Origin of the sequence: Paenibacillus sp. GYB004 (assembly GCF_036577605.1) — a bacterium.
Lineage (GTDB): Bacteria > Bacillota > Bacilli > Paenibacillales > NBRC-103111 > Paenibacillus_AB > Paenibacillus_AB oceani.
Genome location: NZ_JARBDB010000062.1, coordinates 15,404 through 40,252, shown reverse-complemented (window position 1 = coordinate 40,252; position 24,849 = coordinate 15,404). Strand labels below are relative to the sequence as shown.

General features: G+C 53.3%; 22 protein-coding genes. 19 read left to right on the top strand and 3 right to left on the bottom strand.

Features of this window, described 5'->3' with window-relative positions; genetic code table 11:
- The first annotated feature begins 18 nt into the window (after window positions 1-18).
- From thrS to aroF, 14 genes are all read left to right on the top strand, one after another.
- Window positions 19-1,932 carry a threonine--tRNA ligase gene (gene thrS, locus PV433_RS27020; RefSeq protein WP_332075134.1) on the top strand — a complete coding sequence of 638 codons (1,914 nt, stop codon included), beginning with the start codon at window positions 19-21 and terminating at the stop codon, window positions 1,930-1,932.
- Between the two features lie 74 nt (window positions 1,933-2,006).
- Window positions 2,007-2,750: a 3D domain-containing protein gene (locus PV433_RS27015; RefSeq protein WP_332075133.1), complete on the top strand. Its 744-nt coding sequence runs from the start codon at window positions 2,007-2,009 to the stop codon at window positions 2,748-2,750.
- 150 nt (window positions 2,751-2,900) lie between these two features.
- Complete coding sequence (locus PV433_RS27010) at window positions 2,901-3,431, top strand: RNA polymerase sigma factor (RefSeq protein ID WP_332075132.1); 531 nt, start codon at window positions 2,901-2,903, stop codon at window positions 3,429-3,431.
- A 77-nt stretch (window positions 3,432-3,508) separates the two neighbouring features.
- Window positions 3,509-3,661 carry a hypothetical protein gene (locus tag PV433_RS27005; RefSeq protein WP_332075131.1) on the top strand — a complete coding sequence of 51 codons (153 nt, stop codon included), beginning with the start codon at window positions 3,509-3,511 and terminating at the stop codon, window positions 3,659-3,661.
- Between the two features lie 217 nt (window positions 3,662-3,878).
- Entirely contained in the window at window positions 3,879-4,898 is a 1,020-nt protein-coding gene (liaF, locus tag PV433_RS27000) for a cell wall-active antibiotics response protein LiaF (protein WP_332075130.1), read from the top strand.
- Complete coding sequence (locus PV433_RS26995) at window positions 4,895-5,971, top strand: HAMP domain-containing sensor histidine kinase (protein ID WP_332075129.1); 1,077 nt, start codon at window positions 4,895-4,897, stop codon at window positions 5,969-5,971. Before liaF ends, PV433_RS26995 begins: the two co-directional genes overlap by 4 nt.
- Window positions 5,968-6,642 carry a response regulator transcription factor gene (locus tag PV433_RS26990; RefSeq protein WP_332075128.1) on the top strand — a complete coding sequence of 225 codons (675 nt, stop codon included), beginning with the start codon at window positions 5,968-5,970 and terminating at the stop codon, window positions 6,640-6,642. Before PV433_RS26995 ends, PV433_RS26990 begins: the two co-directional genes overlap by 4 nt.
- A 64-nt stretch (window positions 6,643-6,706) precedes the next feature.
- Complete coding sequence (locus PV433_RS26985) at window positions 6,707-7,120, top strand: YugN family protein (RefSeq protein WP_332075127.1); 414 nt, start codon at window positions 6,707-6,709, stop codon at window positions 7,118-7,120.
- A 187-nt stretch (window positions 7,121-7,307) separates the two neighbouring features.
- Entirely contained in the window at window positions 7,308-8,852 is a 1,545-nt protein-coding gene (locus PV433_RS26980; protein WP_332075126.1) for a S1C family serine protease, read from the top strand.
- 153 nt (window positions 8,853-9,005) lie between these two features.
- Window positions 9,006-9,692: a response regulator transcription factor gene (locus PV433_RS26975; RefSeq protein WP_332075125.1), complete on the top strand. Its 687-nt coding sequence runs from the start codon at window positions 9,006-9,008 to the stop codon at window positions 9,690-9,692.
- Window positions 9,693-9,695: 3 nt separating this feature from the next.
- Window positions 9,696-11,165, top strand: a complete 1,470-nt coding sequence (locus tag PV433_RS26970) for a sensor histidine kinase (RefSeq protein WP_332075124.1) — start codon at window positions 9,696-9,698, stop codon at window positions 11,163-11,165.
- A 68-nt stretch (window positions 11,166-11,233) separates the two neighbouring features.
- Complete coding sequence (locus tag PV433_RS26965; protein ID WP_332075123.1) at window positions 11,234-12,184, top strand: 4-hydroxy-3-methylbut-2-enyl diphosphate reductase; 951 nt, start codon at window positions 11,234-11,236, stop codon at window positions 12,182-12,184.
- An 11-nt stretch (window positions 12,185-12,195) separates the two neighbouring features.
- Window positions 12,196-12,753 (top strand): DUF2062 domain-containing protein, encoded by a 558-nt coding sequence (locus PV433_RS26960; protein ID WP_332075122.1) that lies wholly within the window; start codon window positions 12,196-12,198, stop codon window positions 12,751-12,753.
- A 1,603-nt stretch (window positions 12,754-14,356) separates the two neighbouring features.
- On the top strand, window positions 14,357-15,400 hold the full coding sequence (gene aroF / locus PV433_RS26955) for a 3-deoxy-7-phosphoheptulonate synthase (protein WP_332075121.1): 1,044 nt from the start codon (window positions 14,357-14,359) through the stop codon (window positions 15,398-15,400).
- Window positions 15,401-15,488: 88 nt separating this feature from the next.
- On the opposite strand, the gene PV433_RS26950 is transcribed toward aroF, so the two are convergent.
- Entirely contained in the window at window positions 15,489-16,304 is an 816-nt protein-coding gene (locus tag PV433_RS26950; protein ID WP_332075120.1) for a DUF4183 domain-containing protein, read from the bottom strand.
- Window positions 16,305-16,552: 248 nt separating this feature from the next.
- Here PV433_RS26950 and glnA point away from each other — a divergent pair, with 248 nt between their 5' ends.
- From glnA to PV433_RS26935, 3 genes are all read left to right on the top strand, one after another.
- Entirely contained in the window at window positions 16,553-17,977 is a 1,425-nt protein-coding gene (gene glnA, locus PV433_RS26945) for a type I glutamate--ammonia ligase (protein ID WP_332075119.1), read from the top strand.
- 174 nt (window positions 17,978-18,151) lie between these two features.
- Entirely contained in the window at window positions 18,152-18,433 is a 282-nt protein-coding gene (locus PV433_RS26940; RefSeq protein ID WP_332075118.1) for a hypothetical protein, read from the top strand.
- A 313-nt stretch (window positions 18,434-18,746) separates the two neighbouring features.
- A complete protein-coding gene (locus PV433_RS26935; protein WP_332075117.1) occupies window positions 18,747-20,117 on the top strand; it encodes a hypothetical protein in 1,371 nt (456 codons plus the stop codon).
- A gap of 91 nt (window positions 20,118-20,208) precedes the next feature.
- Here the strand turns inward: PV433_RS26935 and PV433_RS26930 are convergent, their stop codons facing one another.
- Both PV433_RS26930 and PV433_RS26925 read right to left on the bottom strand, forming a co-directional pair.
- Window positions 20,209-20,379, bottom strand: a complete 171-nt coding sequence (locus PV433_RS26930; protein ID WP_332075116.1) for a hypothetical protein — start codon at window positions 20,377-20,379, stop codon at window positions 20,209-20,211.
- Between the two features lie 41 nt (window positions 20,380-20,420).
- The gene (locus PV433_RS26925; protein WP_332075115.1) at window positions 20,421-20,690 is read right to left on the bottom strand and encodes a hypothetical protein; all 270 of its coding nucleotides are present in this window, start codon (window positions 20,688-20,690) and stop codon (window positions 20,421-20,423) included.
- A 319-nt stretch (window positions 20,691-21,009) separates the two neighbouring features.
- On the opposite strand from PV433_RS26925, the gene PV433_RS26920 reads away from it, so the two are divergent.
- Complete coding sequence (locus PV433_RS26920) at window positions 21,010-23,343, top strand: S9 family peptidase (protein ID WP_332075114.1); 2,334 nt, start codon at window positions 21,010-21,012, stop codon at window positions 23,341-23,343.
- 183 nt (window positions 23,344-23,526) lie between these two features.
- A complete protein-coding gene (locus PV433_RS26915) occupies window positions 23,527-24,843 on the top strand; it encodes a DUF1800 domain-containing protein (RefSeq protein WP_332075113.1) in 1,317 nt (438 codons plus the stop codon).
- The last annotated feature ends 6 nt before the right edge of the window (window positions 24,844-24,849 follow it).

Here is a 24,849-nt window from a genome sequence, read left to right as displayed (position 1 = left end):
AATAGGGAGGAATATCAAATGTCGATTCAAGTGGAATTGCCGGACGGGTCTGTAAGGGAGTATGCGCCGGGTACGACTGTCGCTGAGGTGGCCGGGTCGATCAGTTCTTCATTAAAGAAGCTTGCGGCTGCCGCCAAAGTAAACGGCAAATTAGTGGATTTAAGTTGCAGGCTCGAGAACAGCGCGAAGGTTGAGATTATTACGCTGGATGGCGCGGAAGGACTCGAGGTCTATCGTCACAGTACGGCGCATCTGATGGCGCAGGCGCTCAAGCGGATTTACGGGAACAAGGAAGTCAAGCTGGGGATCGGCCCGGTTATCCAGAACGGCTTTTATTACGATGTCGATCTGGCCGAACCGCTGTCCTCGGACGCTCTCGGGAAGATCGAAGCGGAGATGGCAAGCATCGTCCGGGAGAACTTGCCGATCGAGCGCAGAGAAGTAAGCCGGGAAGAAGCGCTGCGAATATTCGGCGAGCTGGAGGACCCGCTGAAGCTGGAGCTGATCCGCGATCTCCCGGAAGATGCGGTCATCACGGTGTATGCCCAAGGGGAATTTATCGACCTGTGCCAGGGGCCGCACTTGCCGTCTACGGGGCGGATCAAGGCGTTCAAGCTGCAAAGCGTGGCGGGCGCATACTGGCGCGGAGACGCGAACAACAAGATGCTGCAGCGTATATACGGAACGTCGTTCCCGAAACAGGAACAATTGGATGAGCACCTTGCGATGCTCGAAGAGGCGAAGAAGCGGGATCACCGCAAGCTTGGCAAAGAGCTCGGCCTGTTTATGTTTTCCGAGGAAGCTCCGGGCATGCCGTTTTATTTGCCGAAGGGGGCGGTGATCCGCAACGAGCTGGAGCAGTATTCGCGGCGCCTGCAGGCGGAGCACGGTTATGAAGAGGTGCGCACTCCGTTTATGATGAACCGGCGGATGTGGGAAGAGTCGGGACACTGGGACCATTACCGCGACAATATGTACTTCTGCGAAGTTGACGATACGACGTTCGCCTTGAAGCCGATGAACTGCCCGGGTCATATGATCATCTACAAAGGCGCGATGCATTCGTACCGGGATCTGCCAATCCGGATGTCCGAGTTCGGTCAAGTGCACCGGCACGAGTTTTCCGGCAGTTTGAGCGGTATGATGCGGGTGAGAACGTTTTGTCAGGACGATGCCCATATCTTCGCCCGGCCGGACCAGATCGAAGACGAGATCGGGAAGGTGATCGATCTGATCGGCCATATGTATGAAGCGTTCGGTTTTGAATATACGATGGAGCTGTCTACAAGACCCGAGCAGTCCATGGGCTCGGAGGAGCTCTGGGAGCAGGCGGAGTCGGCGCTGCGCAGCGTTCTGGATAAGCGTAACGTCCCCTACCGGCTGAATGAAGGCGACGGCGCTTTTTACGGGCCGAAGATCGATTTCCATGTCCGCGACGCGATTAAGCGAAGCTGGCAGTGTGCGACGATTCAGCTCGATTTTCAAATGCCGGAGAAGTTCGACCTCACTTATGTGGACGAAGCGAACCGCAAGATTCGCCCTGTCGTCATCCACCGTGCGGTGTACGGCTCGATGGACCGGTTCATCGGCATATTGACGGAGCATTACGCCGGAGCTTTCCCGGTATGGCTGTCGCCGGTGCAGGCGGTCGTTATTCCGGTGTCGGATAAATATAACGATTACGCCGGGGAGACGGTGCGGCGGATGCGGTCGGCGGGCATTCGGGCCGAGTCGGACTTGCGCGGCGAGAAGTTGGGTTACAAGATTCGGGAGGCCCAGCTTCAGAAAATTCCTTACATGCTCGTCGTAGGCGAGAACGAGGAACGCGATGCCACAGTCTCGATCCGCAAGCGGGATGGAAGCGACCTAGGCTGCTTTCCGGCTGATGTTGTTCCCCGCATGATCCAGGAGGATGTGCTGCACAAAAGATAACGGAAACGGATTTTTCGCATAGGCTGATCCGGATCGGGGCATCCTCTTCTTTGTAAGGGGAGGTAACCCATATCATGTTATCATCGAAGGTACGACTGTCCAGACGATTTTGGGCGGCGCTGCTGATGGCGCTGCTGCTGGCAGTGGGAGGGACGATGGAAAGTCGGTCGGACGGCGGATACGCCCGGTCCGCAGCAGCCCGGGCCAGCTTATCTGCCGGCACCGGCGCCGCGGCGACGCCGGAGGAACAGACCGGCCAGACGGATGACCCGGCGCAAACGGCTTCCGCTTCCGCTTCCGCGTCTTCCAGCGACACGGTTATCGAACGATTGTCGAAGCTCAAGTCCCGGCAAGAGCTGATCGAAAAAAATAAACAGTTCCCGATGCTTCACGCCGATCCGTCCCAGTTTCTGGAGACAGTTGAGGTTGTAGCCACCGGCTATTACGCCGGAGTCGAATCGACCGGCAAACGTCCCGGACATCCGCAATACGGCATTACGTACTCCGGAGTCAAGGTGCAGCAGGGCGTGCTGTCGACGATCGCCGCCGATCCGAAGGTGTTCCCCTTGGGAACGATCCTGTACATCCCCGGATACGGATACGGGATCGTAGCCGACACCGGCTCTGCGATCAAAGGCTTTAAGATCGATTTGTATTACAAGACGAAAGATCAGATTTACAAAGAATGGGGCAAAAAAACGGTTAACGTATTTGTCGTCAAACGGGGCGAAGGACGCGTTCGGGAGGAAACTTTACAGCAATGGAACGACATCTGGTCCGAGGTTTCCACTCGAAAAGTGAGTTCTATTGCCTTATAATGCAAGATTTAGAAGAAACGGATATTCCGCGTGTCGAAAACGGGATATTCGTTTCTTTTATTTTTACCTATAATATGCTAAAATGTTCCATACGGAAAGCGCATTCATCGCTGCTGGACTATTCCTTTTTTTCTATAGGAGATGATCCTGATGTGGACGAGCTTGATTCAAACGGACCAAAGCAGCAAGGAGCAGCAAGATGCATTGCTGATGGATGTTTACAAGCAGATGTTCATCGTAACGTATTCGATTATGCGCAACAAGTCAGAAGCGATGGATGCCGTTCAGGAATCTTGGGTCAAAATTTTGCGCAAGCTCGACACGCTGCGCGACCGGGATAAGCTGATGCAGTGGGCCAAAGTAATCGCAACCAACACCGCCTATAACATGATCAAGCGTAAAGTTGCCGTTTCGCTTTGTTCGCCGGAGGAGGACGGGATGGTGCTGGCTTCATCCGAAGGGGTTGAGGACCGGGTGCTGCGCAACATTATTTTCGAGGAAATTGCCAAGCTGGAGGAGAAGACGAGACAAATTTTAACATACAAATTTTATTACGATCTGAAAGACAAGGAGATCGCGGAGCGGATGGATTTGCCGCTCGGCACCGTCAAAGCCCGCATCCACCGCGGCAAGGAGCAGCTGAGGGCGATGCTGAACGACCCGATGCTGAAGCCGGACTGAGGTTTAGGATTTCGGCTGATCCCTTACATAATTTCTACCCCTCCATCAAATAATACAATACGTGGAGGTGAGTGGACATGGCGAAAAACAACAGAAACAACCAACAAAACCAGCAAAACAATCAGCAAAACAATAACGCTGAGTTTGCTGAAGAAGTAACGGCGCGCGCCAACAACAAAAATGCGGCGCAAAACAACGCGAACGCTAACGCAAACGCAAACCGCGAGTAAACATACGACAGCAAAGGGCTGTCCCCGAGATCTAGCGATCCGGGGACGGCCTTTTTTTGTTGACTGTTGGAGGTCAAAGCACAATAAACGCCAAGTATCATATCCGTCTCGAGACCGAGAACGATTTCAATCCGCCGACTCTATATTTCCCGCTCGAATTCTCATACAATGAAAGTACGGAAAAGGGTGACAAACCCAAAGCATGGAGGAATGTATCATGAGAAGCGACTTTTGGAGCAAGGCGATCGGCGGTTTCGTGCTGATCGGGATCGGCGTTTTGTTTCTGCTGAACCAGATCGACATTATCGATATGGACCTGGGATACATCATTTCGCATTTCTGGCCGTTGGTGCTGATCTTTATCGGACTGAGCGGCATTCTATCGCAGCGCAGCCTCCATCGGGGCGGAGGAGGAGGGTTCATATGGGGACTGTTCATGATCGCCCTCGGACTCGTATTCCTGAACAACAATTTCGGATGGATTCCCGGCTTCGGCATCTCCGATCTGATCAAGTTTGCGATTCCCGTCATTCTGATTCTGGTAGGACTCCGGATCTTGTTCCGCCGGCGGGAGCCGCAGCAGGAGCCGCCCTACACGCCCAAAGACTGGCAGCCGTACTCCTCCAGTCTGGATCAACAGGATGCTCCCGATCCCCGGATGAACGAGCCGCGCGAACATGCCGATCCGTCGTTCGCCCCTCCGCCCCCGCCTCCGCCGCCGGCCTGGTCCGACGACCGCGATGAGCGGCGCAGAGCCAGAAGGGACTGGAGACAGCAGAAGCGGGAATGGAAGCACGAGTGGAAGGACGAGTGGAAAGAAAACTTCGGCCACCACGACTACGGCTGCTCCGGCAAAGGGGTCGACAACCGTCACAATTTTATCGGCGACATCCATATCGGAAGCGATTATTGGCAGCTGAAGCCGCTTAACATCTCCCATTTCGTCGGAGATACGGTGATCGACCTGACGCGTGCGGACATTCCGTTCGGCGATACGACGATCAACATATCCGCCTTTGTCGGCGACGTAAAAGTGTTCGTGCCCAATGACGTGCAGGTGGGCGTCAGCGTCCGGATCTCGGCCTTTATCGGGGATATGAGCGTGTTCAACCGCCGCGAAGGCGGGCTGTTCCGCAATATGAACGAAGAAACGGTCCAATATCGGGATGCCGAGAAGCGGATTCGGATCAACGTCAGCACATTCGTCGGAGATGTGAGGGTGAAGCGGGTCGGATGAATCGGTTAAGCAGATCGAGCAATATCAAATGGCAGCTGTTAAGTTATTTTCTGGCGGCGCTCGCGATCGTAACGGGCGGAATGGGCGCAGGCTGGCTCCTGTGGCGCGATGCGCTCTCGGACAACAATATCTGGGTTGAATACGTGTTATTGCTGGTAGCGTCGGGCATAGCGATCTGTTATATGATCGTCACCCGGTATCAGCGCAAAATCGATACGCTGCATCTGGCCATCCTGCAACTGGCCAGCGGCAACTTGGGAGAAAGGATCCGTCCTCTGGGCATGGATCCGTTCGACCGTATATACAATGATTTTAACGTGATGGCTTCATCGCTCGAGAAGAGGGTCAAGCTGCTGCAGAAGGTCGGAGAAGAAAACGTGATGCTCCAGGCGGAGTCGAACGAGGCGGCGGTGATCGAGGAACGGAAGCGGCTTGCCCGGGATTTGCACGATACGGTCAGCCAGCAAATGTTCGCGATCCATATGTCCGCCTCTTCGCTCGCCAAGATGGTGCAGCGCGGGCAGACCGAATCGGTGGCGCCGATTCTGGAGCAGTTGGTTACGATGTCGAATTTGACGCAGAAGCAGCTCCGGGGGATGATCGCCCAGTTGAGGCCGATCGAGCTGGAGGGCAAACGGCTGTCCGAAGCGCTCGACAAATGGTTTCCCGATTATTGCAGGCAAAACGGGCTGCAGGGCAGCATCGATATCCGGCTGGACGGGCCGCTCTCCGACGGCATCGAGCACCAGCTGTTCCTGATCGTCCAGGAAGGAATGGCCAATGTGGTCAAGCACGCGTCGGCGCGCCACGTCGAGCTGGCGCTTCACGATAACGGCAATCAGTACGTGCTGCAGATGAACGATGACGGCCAAGGCTTCTCCAGCGATTCGATCCGCATGAACTCCTACGGACTGTCGACAATGCGGGAGCGGGCGCAGAAGCTGGGAGGCGAGATGGACATCTGGAGCAAGAGCGGGGCCGGAACCCGGATCAAGATCAGCATCCCTAAATTTATGGATGAGGACGAATCGGGCGGCGGGCAATCTGAAACGGAACAGGAGCAAACGGAATGACGGACCAGATGAAAATTATGATTGTCGACGATCACGATATGGTAAGGCTCGGGTTGAAGACGTATTTATCGCTGGAGGGCGATTTCGTTATTACCGGCGAAGCGGCGAACGGCAGAGACGCACTGACGAGGCTGAAGGAGACAAGCGAGGAAAATCTGCCCGATCTGATCCTGATGGATCTGATGATGCCGATTATGGACGGAGTTGAAACGACGAGGGAAGTCACCCGGCTTTATCCGACGATTAAAGTTATCTTGCTGACCAGCTTCCTGGAGGATGAGAAAGTGCTTCAGGCCGTAGAAGCCGGTGCGGTTACCTACGTGCTGAAGACCGTTTCCTCCGACGAGCTCGCACACGTCGTCCGCAGTTCGCTGCGCGGCCTGCAGGTGATGAATGCCGAGGTGTCCCAGGCGCTGACCCGGGGATTGCGCCAAAGATCGACCCAGTCCGGACAAGACAACGGTGAAGGGCTGACCAGCCGGGAGAAGGAAGTGTTGCTGCTCATCGCGGACGGCAAGTCGAACAAAGACATATCTGAGGAGCTGCACATCAGCATCAAAACGGTAAAAACGCATGTCAGCAACCTCCTTATGAAGTGCGAGGTGGAGGATCGTACGCAGCTGGCCATCTATGCCCACCGGAAAGGATGGAGCGGCAATCCCGACGCTTAAATGGAAGAAGGGATAAATTATGCCGGTTTGGCCCAAGCTATTGGAAAAAGCGAAGGAGCCAGCCATGAAGCCGATACCATCCGCTCTTGAGAGCCGTACGGACCATTTCGATCATGTCAGGGACCATGTCCAGCAGTTTCAATTTACGCTCGGAGGCAACTGGGATTACACGCAGGGATGCTTCGACCGGGCGCTGGACGAAGAGCACAAAGTATGGCTGCGCTTGCCGTTCGAGGTGACCCGCGGCCGTCTGGAAGGCGCCGAGACTTCCAATCCGGGGACGCTGATTATGATGGGCACGCCGTTTGTGCTGAAACATATTTACAACGAAGGACTCGATTCGGAAGCGGTCCCGCGTACGTACGGGGCGCTGATCGACCAGTTTCAGGACCCGGTCGACAAAGACGCGAGCGTAGAAGAACATTGGGTGACTCAAGCGAAGGAGCTGCTTCGCGAGGTGGAACAGGGGCTGGTATAGCCCCTTTTCGGCGTTTTCAGGTGTATCGTCTCTCTTTGTGTCAAGATCCCTTGGGTACACGGCTTTTTTAGATTCCTTTTAGTTTGTTTTAAGGTTCGTTTAAGGTTGCGGGTGCAATATATAGACATAAGGAACAGCACCACACGTTAACCGCCAGGGAGAACGAATCCGGAGGAGGAGATCTACAATGGACAACAACAAACGCGATTACAGCGACTTCTTCAAGCCGCAGGACGATACCCCTAACCGCAGCGCCCATGACGACGGGCAGAACGATCATAAAACCGAGAAGCCTTCGTACTACTATTCGTACGGACCGTTCAAATCGATTCCCGAAGAGCAGGGAGAAACGACAACCGCTTCATCCGAGCGGGGAACGTCGCAGGTGGAGATAACGGCGCCGCGCCCGGTGCGTCCGTACTTCGGTTATTCGCCCGAGCAGGACCGCCACATGCAGTCCGTCGCTCCGTCGCAAAACCAGTGGGAGTACAATAACGCCAAGAAAAAATCTTCCTTCAAGTCGTACTTCTCGGCTTTTATGGCTGGGGCCGTACTTGTAGGGGGGCTGATGTTCGCATCCGACAAAATGGATCTGTTCGGCGGCTCCGGGGCGATCTCTGCCGTGAACGGCAGCGGTTCCGGTATCGTGAACAAGGCGAATGGAAGCGGCGGCAACGGAGGAGCGACTACCGCTGCGCTCGATTCGGTCGTACGACCGGGGAACATTTCCGAGATCGTTAACTACGCGAGCCCGGCTGTCGTTAAGATCAACACGTACGTCAAAGCGAGCAACCGTTCGAGAAGCAGCACGAACAACGACATCTTCAACTTCTTCTTCGGCGACGGACAGCGGCAGCAGACGCCCAATAATAACGGCAATCAGCGCCAGTCCGCGGGAATGGGCTCCGGCTTTATTTTCGACAAGGAAGGCTATATTTTGACGAACGAGCACGTCCTGAACGGGGCCGACGAAATCGAAGTTGAGGTTCAAGGGTACAGCGAGCCGTTCAAGGCGAAGCTGCTCGGGTCGGAATACAGTCTGGACCTGGCCGTGCTCAAGATCGAGAAGAAGGACGGCAAAGACTTCAGCTTCCTGGAAATGGGCAGCTCAGACGATATCGCCGTAGGCGAATGGGTCGTGGCGATCGGCAACCCGTACGGCTTCGACCATACGGTAACCGTAGGCGTGCTGAGCGCGAAGGAACGCCCGATCGATATCCCGGACAACCAAGGCACCCGCGAATACAAACATTTGCTGCAAACCGACGCTTCGATCAACCCGGGCAACTCCGGAGGCCCTCTGCTCAATCTGAAAGGGCAAGTTGTCGGGATCAACACGGCGGTCAGCGCCCAGGCGCAAGGAATCGGCTTCGCCATTCCGACCAGCACGGTCACTTCGGTGCTGGAGAACTTGAAAAACAACGTGAAAATTCCGATTCCTTATGTCGGCGTCGGCATCCAAGACATTCAGCCGAGCTGGGTGCAGGAATTCAAGCTTGAAAATACGGACGGCGTCATCGTAGGCTCCATTACGCAAGGCGGACCTGCCGAAAAAGCAGATATTCAACCGGGTGACGTCATTATCGACATCAACGGCGAGAAAGTTCAAAACGTCGAGAAATTCCGGGAGAAAATCAAAAGCATGAAGGTCGGCGATAAAGTGACGATGACGATCGTACGGAGCGGCTCGAAACTGACGACCGCCGTGACGCTCGGCGACATGAACAAATAATACCGGATACGCGGGCGATGCGAGGAAAGCAGATCGGGACGAACGAACGTTCCGCTGCTTTCCTTTTTTTGATGCGGCCGTTTGCGTTCGTATCCGGGCGTATTATACGATAGAAGGATAAGAAGCTGTTGGATGGGCAGGAGGGTGAGCCGCTTGAGAGAGCATATTTTGGTTATAGACGATGATGATAAAATTACGTCGATGCTGCGCCGGTCGCTTGCGTTCGAAGGGTATTCGGTCGTAACGGCGAACAACGGGGCGGAAGGGTTGAAGCAGATGCTGGCTCTGGAGCCGAATCTGCTCATCCTGGACGTGATGATGCCGCATATGGACGGATGGGAAGTATGCCGCCGCGTACGCGAGGGCGGGAGTCAGGTGCCGATTCTGATGTTGACGGCGAAGGACGAGATTGCCGACAGGGTGAAGGGGCTTGATCTCGGCGCCGATGATTATCTGGTGAAGCCGTTTGCCCTGGAGGAGCTGCTGGCCCGGGTCCGTTCCTTGCTGCGCCGCCGTGGAGGGGCTGAGGAACAGCGGACGAATCGAATCCAGTACGATGATATTTTGCTCGATCTGGACACCCGGGAAGTATTCCGCGCGGAGCGGCTCGTCGAGCTGACGACCAAGGAGTTCGAGCTGCTGCACCTGTTCATGCAAAATCCGAAGCGGGTGCTGTCGCGGGATACGATTATGGAGAAAATATGGGGCTACGACTACAGCGGCGAGTCGAACGTGCTTGAGGTATACATCGCCCTGCTGCGCCAAAAGCTGGAGGAGCACGGGGAGAAACGGATCATTCAGACGGTTCGGGGAGCGGGCTACGTGCTGAGAGGGGAATGACGGATGTCGATACGTCTGCGGTTGACGCTTTGGTATTCGGGTATATTGGCTGCTACTATTCTCGTATTCGGGGTTGCCCTGTATACGTTTTTGTCCTATAAAATGCGAACCGACTTGCGAAACGAATTGGTAATTCAGGCCCAAGAAGTGAATCGGGAAATCCGTGGATTCGGTTTCCTTTACAGCTTGCCGGATCTTCGCGAATTCAAGTCTTCCGGCATTTACATGCAGAGCATATCTATTCAGGGCCAAGTCAAACGATCGAGCAATTTGAACAGCAACTTGCCTTATTCAGAAGAAAACATCAATTTAGCACTACAAGGCAAAGGGTCGTACCAGATGATCCAAATCGGCCAGTTCAAGTTGCTAATGTATTATAGTCCGCTTGTGCTCGAAGGCTCTTTGGTAGGTGTTTTGCAGGTGGCGACCCAAGTCGATGATGTGGAGCAGTTTTTGAATAATCTGAAGCTTATCCTTATTTTTGTGGGTTTAGTGGCCATTTTTCTCGCTGCTTCGGCCGGCTGGTTTTTGTCCCGCAAGGCGCTGAAGCCGATCGAAAACGTCATCACCGCCGCGAACACGATCGAGAAAAGCGCCGATTTGGACAAGCGGATCGACTATAACGGGCCGAAGGATGAGATCGGCCGGCTGACGGATACGATTAACGGGATGTTGTCGCGGATTCAGATTATGTATTCGGAGCTGGATGACGCTTACCGGGCGCAGCGGCGGTTCGTGTCGGACGCTTCGCATGAGCTGCGTACGCCGCTTACGACGATTCGCGGCAATGTCGATTTTCTTGAGAAAATGTGGAAGGCGTTGCCAGCGATTGAGGGCAGGAGACCGGATGGCGATCTTCCGGCCCGACCGGCTGGAGAGGAAAGCGTGGAGCTTTCGCTGGAAGCGATGCACGACATCGCCTCAGAGGCGGAGCGGATGAGCCGGCTCGTCAACGATATGCTGTCCCTGGCGCGTGCCGATGCCGGGTTTTCGATGAACCGGGAAACGGTCGAGCTAAAGCCGCTTCTGGACGAAGTCGTCCGCCGGGCACAGTTTCTGCCGCGTTCCGCGGAGTGGGTGATCGGCGATCTGGAGCCGCTGGAGGGCGCCGCCGTAAGCGGCAACAAAGATTATTTGCAGCAGCTGATGTTTATCCTGATTGAGAATGCGTTCAAATATACCGATGAAGGCAAGGTCGAACTTGATGCTTTGCGGATGGGCGGGCAAGTTGGGCTCCGGATCAGCGATACGGGGATCGGGATGGATAAGGATGAGATCCCGCATATTTTCGAACGGTTTTACCGGGCCGATCCGTCCCGCGGCAAGAAGGCCGGCACCGGCCTCGGTCTCTCGATCGCCAAATGGATTATCGATCAGCACGGCGGGTCGATCGAGGTGAAGACGCGCAAGGAAGAAGGTACCACATTTGTCGTTTGGCTGCCGCTGCTCGGTTCGCTTCCCTCTACGGAATGAATGCGATATAATAGATGGAATATTTGACTTCCCGGACTATCCGGTGCGAAAGCAGGCGATGACTAGCGATGGAAGTGTTGAAAATATCTCCGAGAGGCTATTGTTACGGCGTCGTAGACGCCATGGTGCTGGCCCGCCAGACGGCCCGCAACCTCGATTTGCCCCGGCCGATCTATATATTGGGTATGATTGTGCATAATAGTCATGTCACCGAAGCTTTTGAGGACGACGGTATCATTACGCTTGATGGGGAGAACCGTCTCGAAATATTGGACCAAATCGATAAAGGTACGGTTATTTTTACCGCTCACGGAGTATCGCCCGAAGTCCGCCGCCGCGCTAGAGAGAAAGGATTAACCGTCGTCGATGCGACTTGTCCCGACGTCACGAAGACGCATGACCTGATTCGCGAGAAGACGGAGCAGGGGTACAAGATTATTTATATCGGCAAAAAAGGGCATCCCGAGCCGGAAGGCGCGATCGGCATCGCTCCGGAGCATGTGCATCTGATCGAGAAGGAAGAGGAAATCGACCGGCTTGAGCTTAGCGCCGACCGGATCATTATTACGAACCAGACGACGATGAGCCAGTGGGATATCCGTCACATCATGAGCCGGCTGATCGGGAAATTTCCGCAGGCCGAGATTCACAACGAAATTTGTCTCGCGACCCAGGTTCGCCAGGAGGCGGTCGCGGAGCAGGCGAAGGAGGCCGACCTCGTCATCGTCGTCGGCGACCCGCGCAGCAACAACTCCAACCGGCTCGCGCAAGTATCGGAGGAAATTGCCGGAACCAAAGCATACCGGGTATCCGATGTATCGGAGATCCAGAAGGAATGGCTGCTCGGCATTCGCAAAGTCGGCGTAACCTCGGGCGCTTCGACGCCTACCCCGATTACGAAGGAAGTCATTACGTACCTGGAACAGTTCGATCCGGAAGCTCCCGAGACATGGGGAATCAAGCGGACGATCAATAAGAGCAAGCTGCTGCCGCCGGTCAAAGTAAACACCAAAGAATAGGATGATAAGCCGTGCCGGAGCAAGTCAAGCGTCGAACAACAACCGATAACAATACGTTTCTGCGCAAGTATTTCCGGGGACTGGGCCGCTGGTTCAAGTACCAGTACTTGCTGCTGACGCGCGCAAAAGGCGGGGCCGCGATCGTGGCCATGGGGTTCTCGATCGGCCTCGCGATAGAGATGTTCACGCTGCCTACGTTCGGGCTTGCGTTTTTCCTCATCTTCCCGCTCGTTTACTTGCTTCGGGCTAGTCTGGCCGCAGCTTTGATCGGCTTCGTCTTCGGTAAAATCATCTACATTCCGGTCGCTTTCCTGAATGCGAAGGTCGGCGGGCTTCTGGTACCGGACCGGTTTGACGAATGGCTTGCCGTGCTGCCACATTGGATCGGCAAGGCGCTGGCCGTCAACGCGAAGCTGATCGCCGGCGGGATCGTCGACGGGGCGATATTGGCGGCAGTGCTGTATATGCCACTCAAATATGTGCTCGAGTTATTCGCCAGGAAGCGTACCGAACGGCGCAAATTGCGCCGGGATCAGCTTGCGCTGGTGTTGAAGGAAACGAACCGTTAACTTCTATTTGGATAGAAATGAACGCAAACACGCCGAAGGCTTATGCCGACGGCGTTTTTTTTGATGAGATCAGAAAAATATTATGTTCTTCACCGTATTAAAGCGAGGAAAAGACCGGAATGTAAGCTAAACCATGCTCTAACGGACATGGTGGAGGTTATTTCTCTAAAAAACCGTTTTTGAAAATGTAACGGTCACCACAGCGCTTATTTACTCCGAACCGCCTCTAAAAGTAACATTTCCCACCAAATAGCTGCATCCATGTCCGTTAGAAAACAAATGGATCGAAATTCACCGTAATAACGACCGCTGTGTCCGTTAAAGCTCTTGTTCTCTGCCAGAAAGTTTACGTTCTTTACCGCGCTAATTATGAAGGGGAAGGGTTTACTCACAGGGCGTTAGATTAGAGAACAACTACCACTCAGGTTCGATGACTAACGAATCGGATCGTGCTTATGGCTGAAAAACGACGTTATTCCAGATTTAACGAATCTGGGCATCGTTATCGAACCGAAAGTGGAAATAAACGATCCCGATTTACGGGAATAACGATACAAGAATTCGTTATAAATTCAAACGTCCGCATTCGGCTTCTGATAACGAATGCTGGAAGCTGTCGATTCATTGTGGACAACCAAGTGGAAAGGGAAAGATTACCTTCTAGCGAGTTTTGTCTGGAATCCCCTACCGTACAATCCTTATTCAATCAAGGGATTCCGGACAACCTGTTTGAGCAGAAGAAGGTAACTTTTCACTTGGAACGGCCTGCTAACCCTTCTACTCAATGAATCGACAGGCTCGCTGGGTAAGTTGAGCTAAATATACACCATGGTTAAGCAAAATGTAGTGGAAAAAAGAAATAGGCTTATAGCTTTCGTCGGAAAGCTGCTACGAAAGGATAAGCTTCGAGTGTCAACAATCCGAGGCCTAATCCAATCCGAGACACTCAAACCAAGATGTCTGAGGCCTCAAACAATTTTTTCGGAACGGTATGGACTTTAATTTTCATTTAGTTCAACTTATTATAGAAGACAAAGTTGAAACGATGGATTCTGTGGATAAATGAAGTGAAAACTGTGGACGTAATGTGGACAAGTGAATAATTCCGGGGATAAGTGGCCGATTCGCTCCATTTTCGAACAAAAATCCATTCACATGTTGATAAGTTTTTTGAATTTGTGCGCAATTATATGAATTTGTCTCATCCTTCGCGGAATCGGCATTCCTAACAGCATTCCTAACATGCATCAGACCGGTTGAAAGTAAACGGTCGGGGAAGTTTCGTTTCCGTTTGGCGTAAAGGAAATGTCCTCTTTCAAGCAGTCCATCGATCGAATGTGCCAGAGAAAGAGGGGAACTCTTGAAGTGAATAGTTGAGCTGGGAATGCGACTATTTCGTTATAAAGTCGTTTACCTTCAAAGAATGGACGATCCGGGAAAAAGGGGGTTGACGGAAAGCCTATTTATCTTGTATAGTTACTTTAACGATTAAAAGCATAAAAGCTTAAAAGCGAATACGCGTTGAAGCGTCTAAGTGCGAATAATCTTGCCGAATCCGGCATTACGGACGGACACAAAGACAACCAGGGGAGAGGGATTTATTATGATCGCAATCGCATCCAACAAAGTTTCCGATGAGCGCATCGCCGAGATTGTCCAGCATATCGAGAAGCACGGCGTGCAAGCACACGTATCCAAAGGAACGGACCAGACCGTCATCGGCATTATCGGCAAAGCCGACCCGAAGCTCGCTGAACAGCTCCGCCAAATGTCCGGAATCGACAACGTCATCAAGATCTCCAAGTCCTACAAGCTGGCGAGCCGCGATTTCCATCCGGACAATACGGTCATCGAGATTAAAGGCGTGCGTATCGGCGGCGGCGAGCTCGTCGTGATGGGCGGACCTTGCGCGGTGGAGACGCCGGAGCAGATCGACGAGATCGCCCGTCTCGTGAAGGCGGCAGGCGGCCAAGTGCTGCGCGGCGGCGCGTTCAAGCCGAGAACCGGTCCTTACAGCTTCCAAGGCGTAGGCGTGGAAGGACTCGAGATGATGGCGGAAGCAGGACGGAAGCACGGGTTGCTGACGATCACCGAGGTGATGACTCCCGAATATGTCGATGTGTGTGCAGAGCACGCGGACATTCTCCAGGTCGGAACACGCAATATGCAAAATTTCGACTTGCTTCGCAAGTTGGGTACGATCCAGACGCCGGTGCTGCTGAAGCGCGGATTCAGCGCCACTTATGACGAATTCCTGAACGCAGCGGAATATATTCTCGCTGGCGGCAACCCGAATGTTATGCTTTGCGAGCGTGGCATCCGCACATTTGAGACGTACACCCGAAATACGCTCGATCTGACCGCGATTCCGGTATTGCAGCAGCTCAGCCATCTTCCGGTCATTTCCGACCCGAGCCACGGCACCGGACGCCGCGAGCTGGTTGAGACGATGTGCAAAGCTTCGGTAGCGGCAGGCGCAGACGGCTTGATCGTCGAGATGCATACCGATCCGGACAATTCGATGACAGGAGACGGCGTACAGTCGCTGTTCCCGGATCAATTCGCGAAGCTGCTTCAGGATCTCGAGAAGCTGGCACCGTTGTGCGGCAAAACGTTCGAAACGAAAAAAGAACCGATTCACGCTTAATAGCGGCTTAAATAACAAGAAACCTCCAATACCACGGTACGACAGTGGATTGGAGGTTTTTTCTGCGCTGCCTGCAATAAAAAAGGAATCACGTATTGACCGTAATAATTGGAGCGGAGGCGGTCGGCGGCGTCAGAGTGGAATCAGCCGCAGAAGCAACGAATTGAACGACGATCGGAGTGGTGGAACTGATCTGGTCTCCGTCCTCAATAACGATCTGGCTGGTCGTAAACGTCGAGAGTCCGCTTTGCTGCAGCACACCGTTGATATACAAGTTGTAGTAGCCGAGGTTGTCGGGGAAGGCCGTAACCGACGTACCGGTGTCATCCACAAAAGCGGTGGCAAGTATAGTCAAGGTCGTATCGTCCAGCGTTCCGGCGGAAGCCAGGGCGACATATTGGGAGGAGGAGGCGGTGACAGTCGTGTCGACATCGCCTCCGGACAACGTCGGCTGGCTGGAAGTGGCAGTAATCGACAGTTTGATCAGGCTGGCTGGCATAGGTTCACCCCCTTTCCGAAGTTTACGTTTGCGTGTGGGGCTGCGCTTTGCTGTGCGGCGTCTTCTTTTTTTGCTTGATTTATTCATTATCCGTACGAACTGAAGCACGATCGGGGCGCCTTCCGGAGGAAGCTCCTTGCTGCGAAACGTAAGTTTGCCGTCCCGGACCGTATACATGCAATCCGGCTGAATGACCCCGTTCACGTATAAACTGGCGTAAGAGAACCGCTTCGGGCCGCGAATCCGGTTTGCCTGGAACGAAGGGCTTGCATCCTTGTTCGTATACACTCTCCGGCAGCCGTCCGATACAGCGCAATAATAACAGCTTCTGGCTGTCCATCTCCGCTTCAGCGTTGTCACCCCCACTCGGTTCAAGCCGTATGTAAGCAGCTCACTACCATTCATATAGTGGATGCAAAAGCTGCACAAACGGTATGGACGCTAATCCGGCTCCGCTAAATTTTTGGAGTTTGACGAAAATGTGAACGGAAACGCTTTCGATGTAAACATACCTGACATGAGATTAAAAAATACCTTACATAAGTATTGACGCTGTTTTTGTCGAGTCGTATAATAAGGACCATAAACCATCAAAACTTGAACAATGACCGGTGGAAATGCGGAGAATGTTCGGAAATAGGGAGGCTTTTAACATGTCTGTCCAAAATGTGCTCCATCTGATTAAGGAAAAAAATATCGAATGGGTCGATTTCCGGTTTATCGGATTGTCGGGAAAAGCTCAACACATCAGCTTGCCGGCGAGCGAGGTGGACGAAGCTACTTTCCAAAACGGAGTCGCTTTTGACGGTTCTTCCATCCCGGGTTTCCGCGGAATCGCAGAATCTGACATGGTTATGATGCCGGATACCGAGACGGCTTACGTAGATCCTTTCACCGCACATCCTACATTGATCATTATGTGTGACATCCATACGCCGGACGGCGAACGTTATGACCGCGACCCGCGTTCGATCGCCCAGAAGGCTGAAGAATATTTGCAGAAGTCCGGTGTAGGCACGACGGCGTTTTTCGCACCGGAATCCGAATTCTTTATTTTTGACGATGTCCGTTTCGAAAATGGCATGAACAAATCGTACTTCGAGGTGGATTCCGAGGAAGCGGCATGGAACTCCGGCCGCAAGGAAGAAGGCGGCAACCTGGGCTTCAAAGTGCCGGTCAAAGGCGGTTACGTTCCGGTCGCACCGATGGATAAGCAGCAAGATATCCGCAGTGAAATGTGCCGGTTGATGGCAGAAGCGGGCCTTCGCATCGAGCGCCACCACCATGAAGTAGCGACTGCCGGCCAAGCCGAGATCAACTTCCGTTTCGACACGCTGACCAAGACGGCAGACAATCTGCTTAAATATAAATATATCGTGCACAACACCGCTCACCAGTACGGCAAAGTGGCAACGTTTATGCCGAAGCCGCTGTTCGGCGATAACGGGTCCGGCATGCACGTTCATATGTCGATTTTTGACGGCGATACGCCTTTGTTTTATGAAAAAGGCTCTTATGCCAACCTGAGCGAAATGGCGATGTATTACATCGGCGGCGTGCTGCACCATGCTCCGGCTTTGATCGCCCTGACGAATCCGAGCACCAACTCGTTCAAACGTCTCGTTCCTGGCTACGAAGCTCCGGTTAACCTGGTATTCTCCAAGGGCAACCGTTCCGCAGCAGTCCGGATTCCGATCGCAGCCGTTACGCCAAAAGGATGCCGCGTCGAGTTCCGTACGCCGGACTCCACAGCGAACCCGTATCTGGCTTTCGCCGCTATGCTGCTGGCCGGTCTGGACGGCATTCAGAACAAGATCGACCCTCGCAAGCTGGGCTACGGTCCGTTCGATACGAACATTTACGAGCTGTCGGATGCCGAGAAAAACGAAATCCGCAGCGTACCGGCAACACTCGATGACGCGCTCGACGCGCTCGAAGCCGATAACGAGTTTTTGACGCAAGGCGGCGTATTCTCCAAGGACTTCATCAATAACTATATCGAATACAAGCGCGGCGAAGCCAAATCGGTCAACATCCGCATTCATCCACAAGAATATTCGTTGTACTTCGACTGCTAATCGTATTGTTGCTTCTTGCCTCCGGCGGGTTTCCGCCGGGGGTTTTCGCTTTTTATGCGCATCACAGTGGAGCGTGAGCAATCGGCAAGCGACATTGCGGCAGAATGGCCGTATATTTCCAGCCGGGCCGGCTAACAATAACGGGAGCAGCTGTAAGCGAAGGAGGGGATTGGCTTGTTCGAACCGCAAAACGATCGGGCGCAGCGGACCGATAAGTTCGCGACCGACGATGGGTGGATGGAAGACCTGGATGCAGCCGAAGATAGAGACGTTATGCCGGATAACGAGGCTTACGAGAATGCCGAGACGTTTGGCGAAGTGCTGCGGCAGTATGCGGATACGGTAACTTTCGTGAACGTGCTGTATCCGGATCAGATGGACGTCGGCGAAGCCAAAGAGGCGTTCGAGGACGGATTGGCCGGGGAAGACAGCGAAGGCGGGACGGAACGCGGCTGATGCAGCTGGAAAGACGCATTCCGAATCCGAAATAACTGGAGAAACGAGCGAAAGCCGGGCGGAGATAACGGCCAGTACCGTTATTCGTCCGGTTTTTTTGGTGTTTTGGAATGAAACCGTTTGCCGTTGCCAGACTGCCAAAACGCACCCTGCTGACCAGAGACCCGAGTCGTATCCGTTACTGGACTAAGGTCCGGCTGGAAAAACAATCCCTGGTCCGATTTTCCGGAAGCCGTAATTCTCTAATATAAAGAAGGAGAGAGACAACATACAAAAAGATAAAAAAATAAAAGAAGGATAGGGTGGAGTCGTTATGAAAGCATTAAAGATGGTAAAGAAAACGGTAGTAGTCGGAGGATTGGCGGCAGCAATGATGTTCGGCTCAGCGGTGTCGGGCTTCGGAGGTTCGGCATTTGCGGCCGAAGTGAAGTCGCAAGTCAACTATCAACAAGTGGTAGATCAGAACTTGTCGTTTGTGATCGGTCATGTAGCTTCGATCGCCGACCGGGAAGATTATTCGATTCGCGATGCGCTTAGCCAGGGGCAAAGCCTCGTTCAAGCTTCCGGACTGACCAGTCAGGAACTGCTGAACCGGCTCGTAGAGTCGATGAACCAGTCGATTGATTTTGCGGCACGCAACGACAAGGACATCGAGAAGGACGACTTGAACCGGATCAAGTCCGAAGCGGCCGGCAAGCTGTCCACGATCATTAATACGAACGGATACGACGATACGAAATATAGCAAGGTAGATTACGATAAAATAGTAAAAAGAGAGCTGTCGTCCGTCGTTATCCTCGTCTCGGCTTATGCCGACAAGCAGGACAGTGTGATCCGCGATGCGCTGCAGGAAGGCAAAACACTCGTAGAAGCTTCGGGCCTGAAGCACGGGGAACTGCTCGACAAGCTGAAAGCTTCGATCAGCCAGTCGATTGATTTTGCAGCCAAAAACGACAAGACGACAACGAAGGAAGAGCTGAACGAAATCAAGTCGAAAGCGGCCTCCGAATTGTCCAAAATCATCTCGACGAACGGTTATGACGATTCGACGTATGACGCTGTCGAGACCGATTATACCAAGCTGGCGGAGAAGGAGCTGTCCTATACGGTTATCCGCGTATCCGCTTATGCCGACAAGAAGGACAGCGAGATCCGCGATGCGCTGCGGCAAGGTAAAACGCTCGTCGAGGCATCGGGCCTGAAGCACGGGGAATTGCTTGACAAGCTGACCGCCTCGCTGAACCAATCGATCGATTTTGCAGCCAAAAACGATAAATCGGTTGAAGCGGAAGAGATAAGCCGAATCAAATCCGAAGCGGCGGGCAAGCTGTCGAAAATCATTACAACGAACGGATACGACGATCGTGCGGCGGCCGCCAAGGTCGATTACAAGAAGCTGGTGGAAAAAGAGCTGTCATATACAGCCATTCGCGTGTCGGCTCAAGCCGATAAGGATTACAGCACAATCGTCGATGCGCTGCAAAATGGCAAAACGCTCGTAGAAGCATCCGGACTGAAGCATGAAGACTTGCTGAAGCAGCTGATCGAGTCGCTGAATCAATCGATCGATTTCGCAGCCAAAAACGATAAGACGGTCACAGCGGAAGAGCTGAACCGGATCAAATCCGAGGCAGCGGGCAAGCTGTCGACGATCCTGTCGTCCAGCGGCGGATACAAAGGTTAATCGCAACGATATAACAGACGTCAAAGACGCTGCCAAAACCACCGTAAGGCGGGAATGGAGGCGTCTTTTTCTGTGCTGCTCTTATTCCGGATCAATGCATAAAGGCAGAAGGGAATTGCTGGAGGATTCCTCTTGTCATCACGTCGGCCATGTCGAGCGCTTGCGCCTGAATCGAATCGCCCAAGGCGACATTTTCTGCATAGTTTTTGGCTAAACGGGAGGACACTTCTTGGGTAAGCAGCTTCAAATGCTCAGTCATCATGCTTTGCCATTCCGCTTTGGACCAATACGGATTAATGCGGCTTAAGAAGATTGCGATCTCGTCTGCGTGGGCGTACCAGCGCTTGTGGCGGCCGCCTCGGTATTGCCGGCTTGTAGAGCCTTTACGAGCTCAGCCGCTATCGTTAGATGGGCCCGTAACAGCTCGGCGAACCGGGACGCTATAGCCGCTCCGTACAAAGGTTGAAGCGCGGCTCCGAAATCGTCGGTGTTTCTAAGAAGCCGCTTCGTCGTCTCGGCCTCGTCCGGAAGGCGGTCAATGATGCTGTTAATCGTAAGTCGCGTCCAGAACACATGCTGTTCCCACAAAGCCCGGAGGTTCTGGTTAAGCCTCGACCGCCGCCGGTGTCCAGACCAGCGCAGGGGCCTGCCTGAAAGCGTAAGGATAATAAATTGGGGAATAATCGTACCTATTCACGCCGTATCTCCTTTGCATTTTTTTCTGCAGTATATAGCCGATCACCCATTTTCGTGCATGCGCATTGCCTTGTTTCCTATCCGTATAAAAATAGCAATCGGGAAAGGTTTGACAAAAGAAAATTCCGTGTATATACTGTGTATATTAATATATAGAGTATACACATTAATTTTAACCTAAGAAAGAGGGATAACCGTGAAGAAAAAGCTCGTGTCCGCCGCTTTATCCGCCGTAATGGCTGTATCGATCTCCGTATCGGCCTATGCAAACGAAGGAGACCCGGCTGCCGTCTGGTACGAAAGCAGCTCGCAAAGTCTCGTCCAAAAAGGAATTTATGAAGCGGATGCCGATTATGAAGCAACCGTACCGGTTAAGCAATTTATCGATTACGCTCTATCGGCGATTACTTATCAGCACGGCTCGGAATCGATGAGACGGCAAATTGCGGAGAGCTGGGTCCGCGAGGATGAGCTTGCTAATCAAGAAGCCCCGATCAAGCGCGGAGAAATTGCCCGCATCCTGGTCCGCGCTCTCGGCAAGGAAGTTGGAGAGAACAGCTTGACCGACTATACGGTGTCGGCTTATAAGCTCGGTCTGTTGACCGGATATCCGGACGGAAGTTTACGGGAGAACGGGGAAGCTACCCTGGCGGAAGTTTCCGTGATGCTGGACAACTACAAGAAGGTGAGCGGAGCAAGCATCACAAACACGGGCGTCGCTCCGATCTCCGTCGAAGATTTTATGAGAAACCCCGGCAGTTTCGGCTACGAGATGTCCCCCAACGGCAACTATATTTCTTACAAAGCCGAATGGGAGAAGCGCTCCAATGTGTTCGTCAGGAAGATGGATGGAAGCAGCGAGCCGGTCCGGGTAACGAGCTCGTCGGACCGCGATATCGCCGCGTTTTTCTGGAAAGGCGATCAAGTGTTGTATATGAAAGATCAAGGCGGGGACGAGAACTTCCATATCTATTCCTCCAGCTTCGGAGGAAGCGAGGAGAAGGACCTGACTCCGTACCAAGGTGTCAAGGTCACGCCGCTTAGCACGCTGTCGAACGTCAAGGATGAGATCCTGATCATGATGAATAAAGAAGAGCCGACCCGGATGGACGTGTATAAGCTTCATGTGAAGACCGGGGAAACGAAGCTGGTCGCCAAAAACCCGGGAGCGGTTCAGACGTGGATCGCCGATCATAGCGGCGCGATCCGGCTTGCGGTAGCGACGGACGGCGTAGTCGGCGCGGTTCTGTACCGTGATACGGAGGAGGAAGAGTTTAAGCCTTTCATCTCGCTGGAAGCCGGAGAAACGATATTTCCGATCGCCTTCACGAAAGACAATCAATCGATCTACGCGTTGTCCAACAAAGGCCGGGATAAGATCGAGCTGGTGAAACTGGATTTGAAGGCAAACGAAAACGTGCTGTTCTCGAATCCGGATGTCGATATTACGGGCGCTTACTATGACTCGAAGCGCGATCAACTCCTCTATGCCGCTTATATGACGGATAAGCTGATCTATCAATTTTTTGATGAGGCGTTCGAAGCGCAATTCAGGAAGGTTCAATCGAAGCTGAAAGTTAGCGAAAGCGAAGTTGGAATAACGGATTACAACGAGGATATGACCAAGTTTATCGTGGCGATGTCGAACGACAAAACATATGGAACTTATTATTACTACGATTCCGTTACGGATCAGTTGACCGAACTTGCGAACCTGAGTCCATGGCTCAAGCCGGACCAGCTTGCCGACATGCACCCGATCTCGTATACCAGCCGGGACGGGCTGACGATTAACGGCTATTTGACGCTGCCCCGCAACAAAACGGCGGAGAACCTTCCATTGATCGTCAATCCGCACGGAGGACCGTGGCTGCGCGACGTATGGGGCTACAATCCGGAAGTACAGCTGCTGGCCAACCGCGGATATGCCGTGCTTCAAGTGAACTTCAGATCGTCGACCGGGTATGGCAAAGCGTTTTTGGATGCGGGAGATAAAGAATGGGGCCTGAAAATTCAGGACGATATCACCGACGGCGTACAATGGGCGATTCAACAAGGAATTGCCGATCCGGAGCGTATCGGAATATATGGCGCTTCCTTTGGCGGATATGCAACGTTGGCGGGAATTACGTTTACGCCGGACCTGTATGCGGCGGCTGTAGATTATGTGGGCGTATCCAACATTTTCACGCTGCTGGAGACGCTGCCTCCTTACTGGGAGTCGATGCGTAATATGTTTTACGAAAGAGTCGGGCATCCGGAGAAGGACAAGGAGCTGCTTGAGGCCGCATCGCCGGTATTTCACGCCGACCGTATCGTCACTCCGCTGTTCGTGGCCCAAGGCGCTAACGACCCTCGCGTCAATAAAGCCGAGTCCGACCAGATCGTGGAGGCAATCCGGAACCGGGGCGTGGAAGTGGAATACATGGTGAAGGAAAACGAAGGCCACGGCTTCTACAACGAGGAAAACAAAATTGATTTTTACAGCGCGATGGTCCGTTTTTTTGACAGCCATTTGAAGGCGGAGTAAGGCTGGCGGGAGTGAACCGAATTACGGCGGCGGCTCCGGGCGGCGGACGTTGTGCGTACGATTTATATAGAAAGGGCGGTTCCTTACGGGGGAACGCCTTTTTCGGTTCCTCTTTGCCTAAAGTCATTTTTTTGTAACAACTTGGTTGTAATCTAAAGGGTAAGTGTGTGGAGGAGGGAGCTTATGGGAGAACTTTGGGCGGAAAACGAGGCGGTGCACTTGCTGAGCAGGACAACCTTCCACGTATCGTCGGAAGATGTGCAGGCGGCACTTGCTCTCGGAAAAGAAGAAACGGTGCGTCGGCTGATCGCAGGGGAGCCCATTCACGGTGAGAAGGTTCAACTGCCGCCGATCGAAGAAGTTATGGCGGACGGTAAAGAACTGAAGGCGGACAACATCACGGATCAGCAGACATACTGGCTGTACCGGATGACGGTAAGCGGAGAGCCGCTCGCGGAAAAAATGACGCTGTTTTGGCACAACCATTTTGCCACGTCGTACCGGAAGGTGGGCTACACGGAGCTTATACGAAACCAAAACGATCTGTTCCGCTCGATGGCGCTGGGCAACTTCCGCAAATTGGTGCTTCAGATCGGACAAGACCCGGCGATGATGCTTTGGCTCGATTCCAACAATAATAGGAAGGGTACGCCGAACGAAAATTACGCCCGCGAAGTGATGGAGTTGTTCACGCTCGGGATCGGCAATTATACCGAAGAAGACGTTCAGGAAGCGGCACGCGCTTTTACCGGCTGGCATTATGATCGGAAGGAGGCGAAAGTGCAATTTTACAAAAAAAATCATGACGACGGTTTGAAGCTGGTTCTCGGCGAAACGGGCAACTTTAATGAACAAACGGTTGTAGATGTTTTGTTCCGGCAGGAGGCGCTGGCTCCTTATATGGCGCGTAAGCTGCTCGAATATTTCGGCACCGCGAGCCCGCCCGAAGCATGGGTGAACGAGGTGGCAGCCGACTTTGCCGCGAAGGAAACGATCGGAGAAGTGCTTCAATCGCTCTTTCTGTCGGACGAGTTCTACAAACCGGAATATCGGCTCACGATCGTAAAGTCGCCCGCGGAGTACGTAGCAGGTATTATCAAGGCGCTTGATCTCCCGATCTCCAAAAGTTTCATTAATACGATGCGCAAAATGGGGCAGGAGCTGTATATGCCGCCTGATGTGAACGGTTGGGAAGGCGGCGCGGACTGGCTGATCGCGAGTTCGCTGCTGGCGCGTTCCCAATTTGCCGAATCGATCGCCAGTCGCGTCAAAAACGTCATGTATCAATCGGAAGCATATACGCCCGTACGTAAAGACAGGGCTCAGGCTTGGGTAGACCTGTGGAGCCGCAATACCGGACTGTGGGGGCTCGGGGAACGAAGCCGGAGCGTGCTGGCCAAATATGCAGACGATACATTCGTACATGCTTCCTCCAATATAAACGGAATGCGCGGACTGCTTCAATTGATACTGGTTTGTCCGGAAGCCCAGATGAAGTGAAACGGG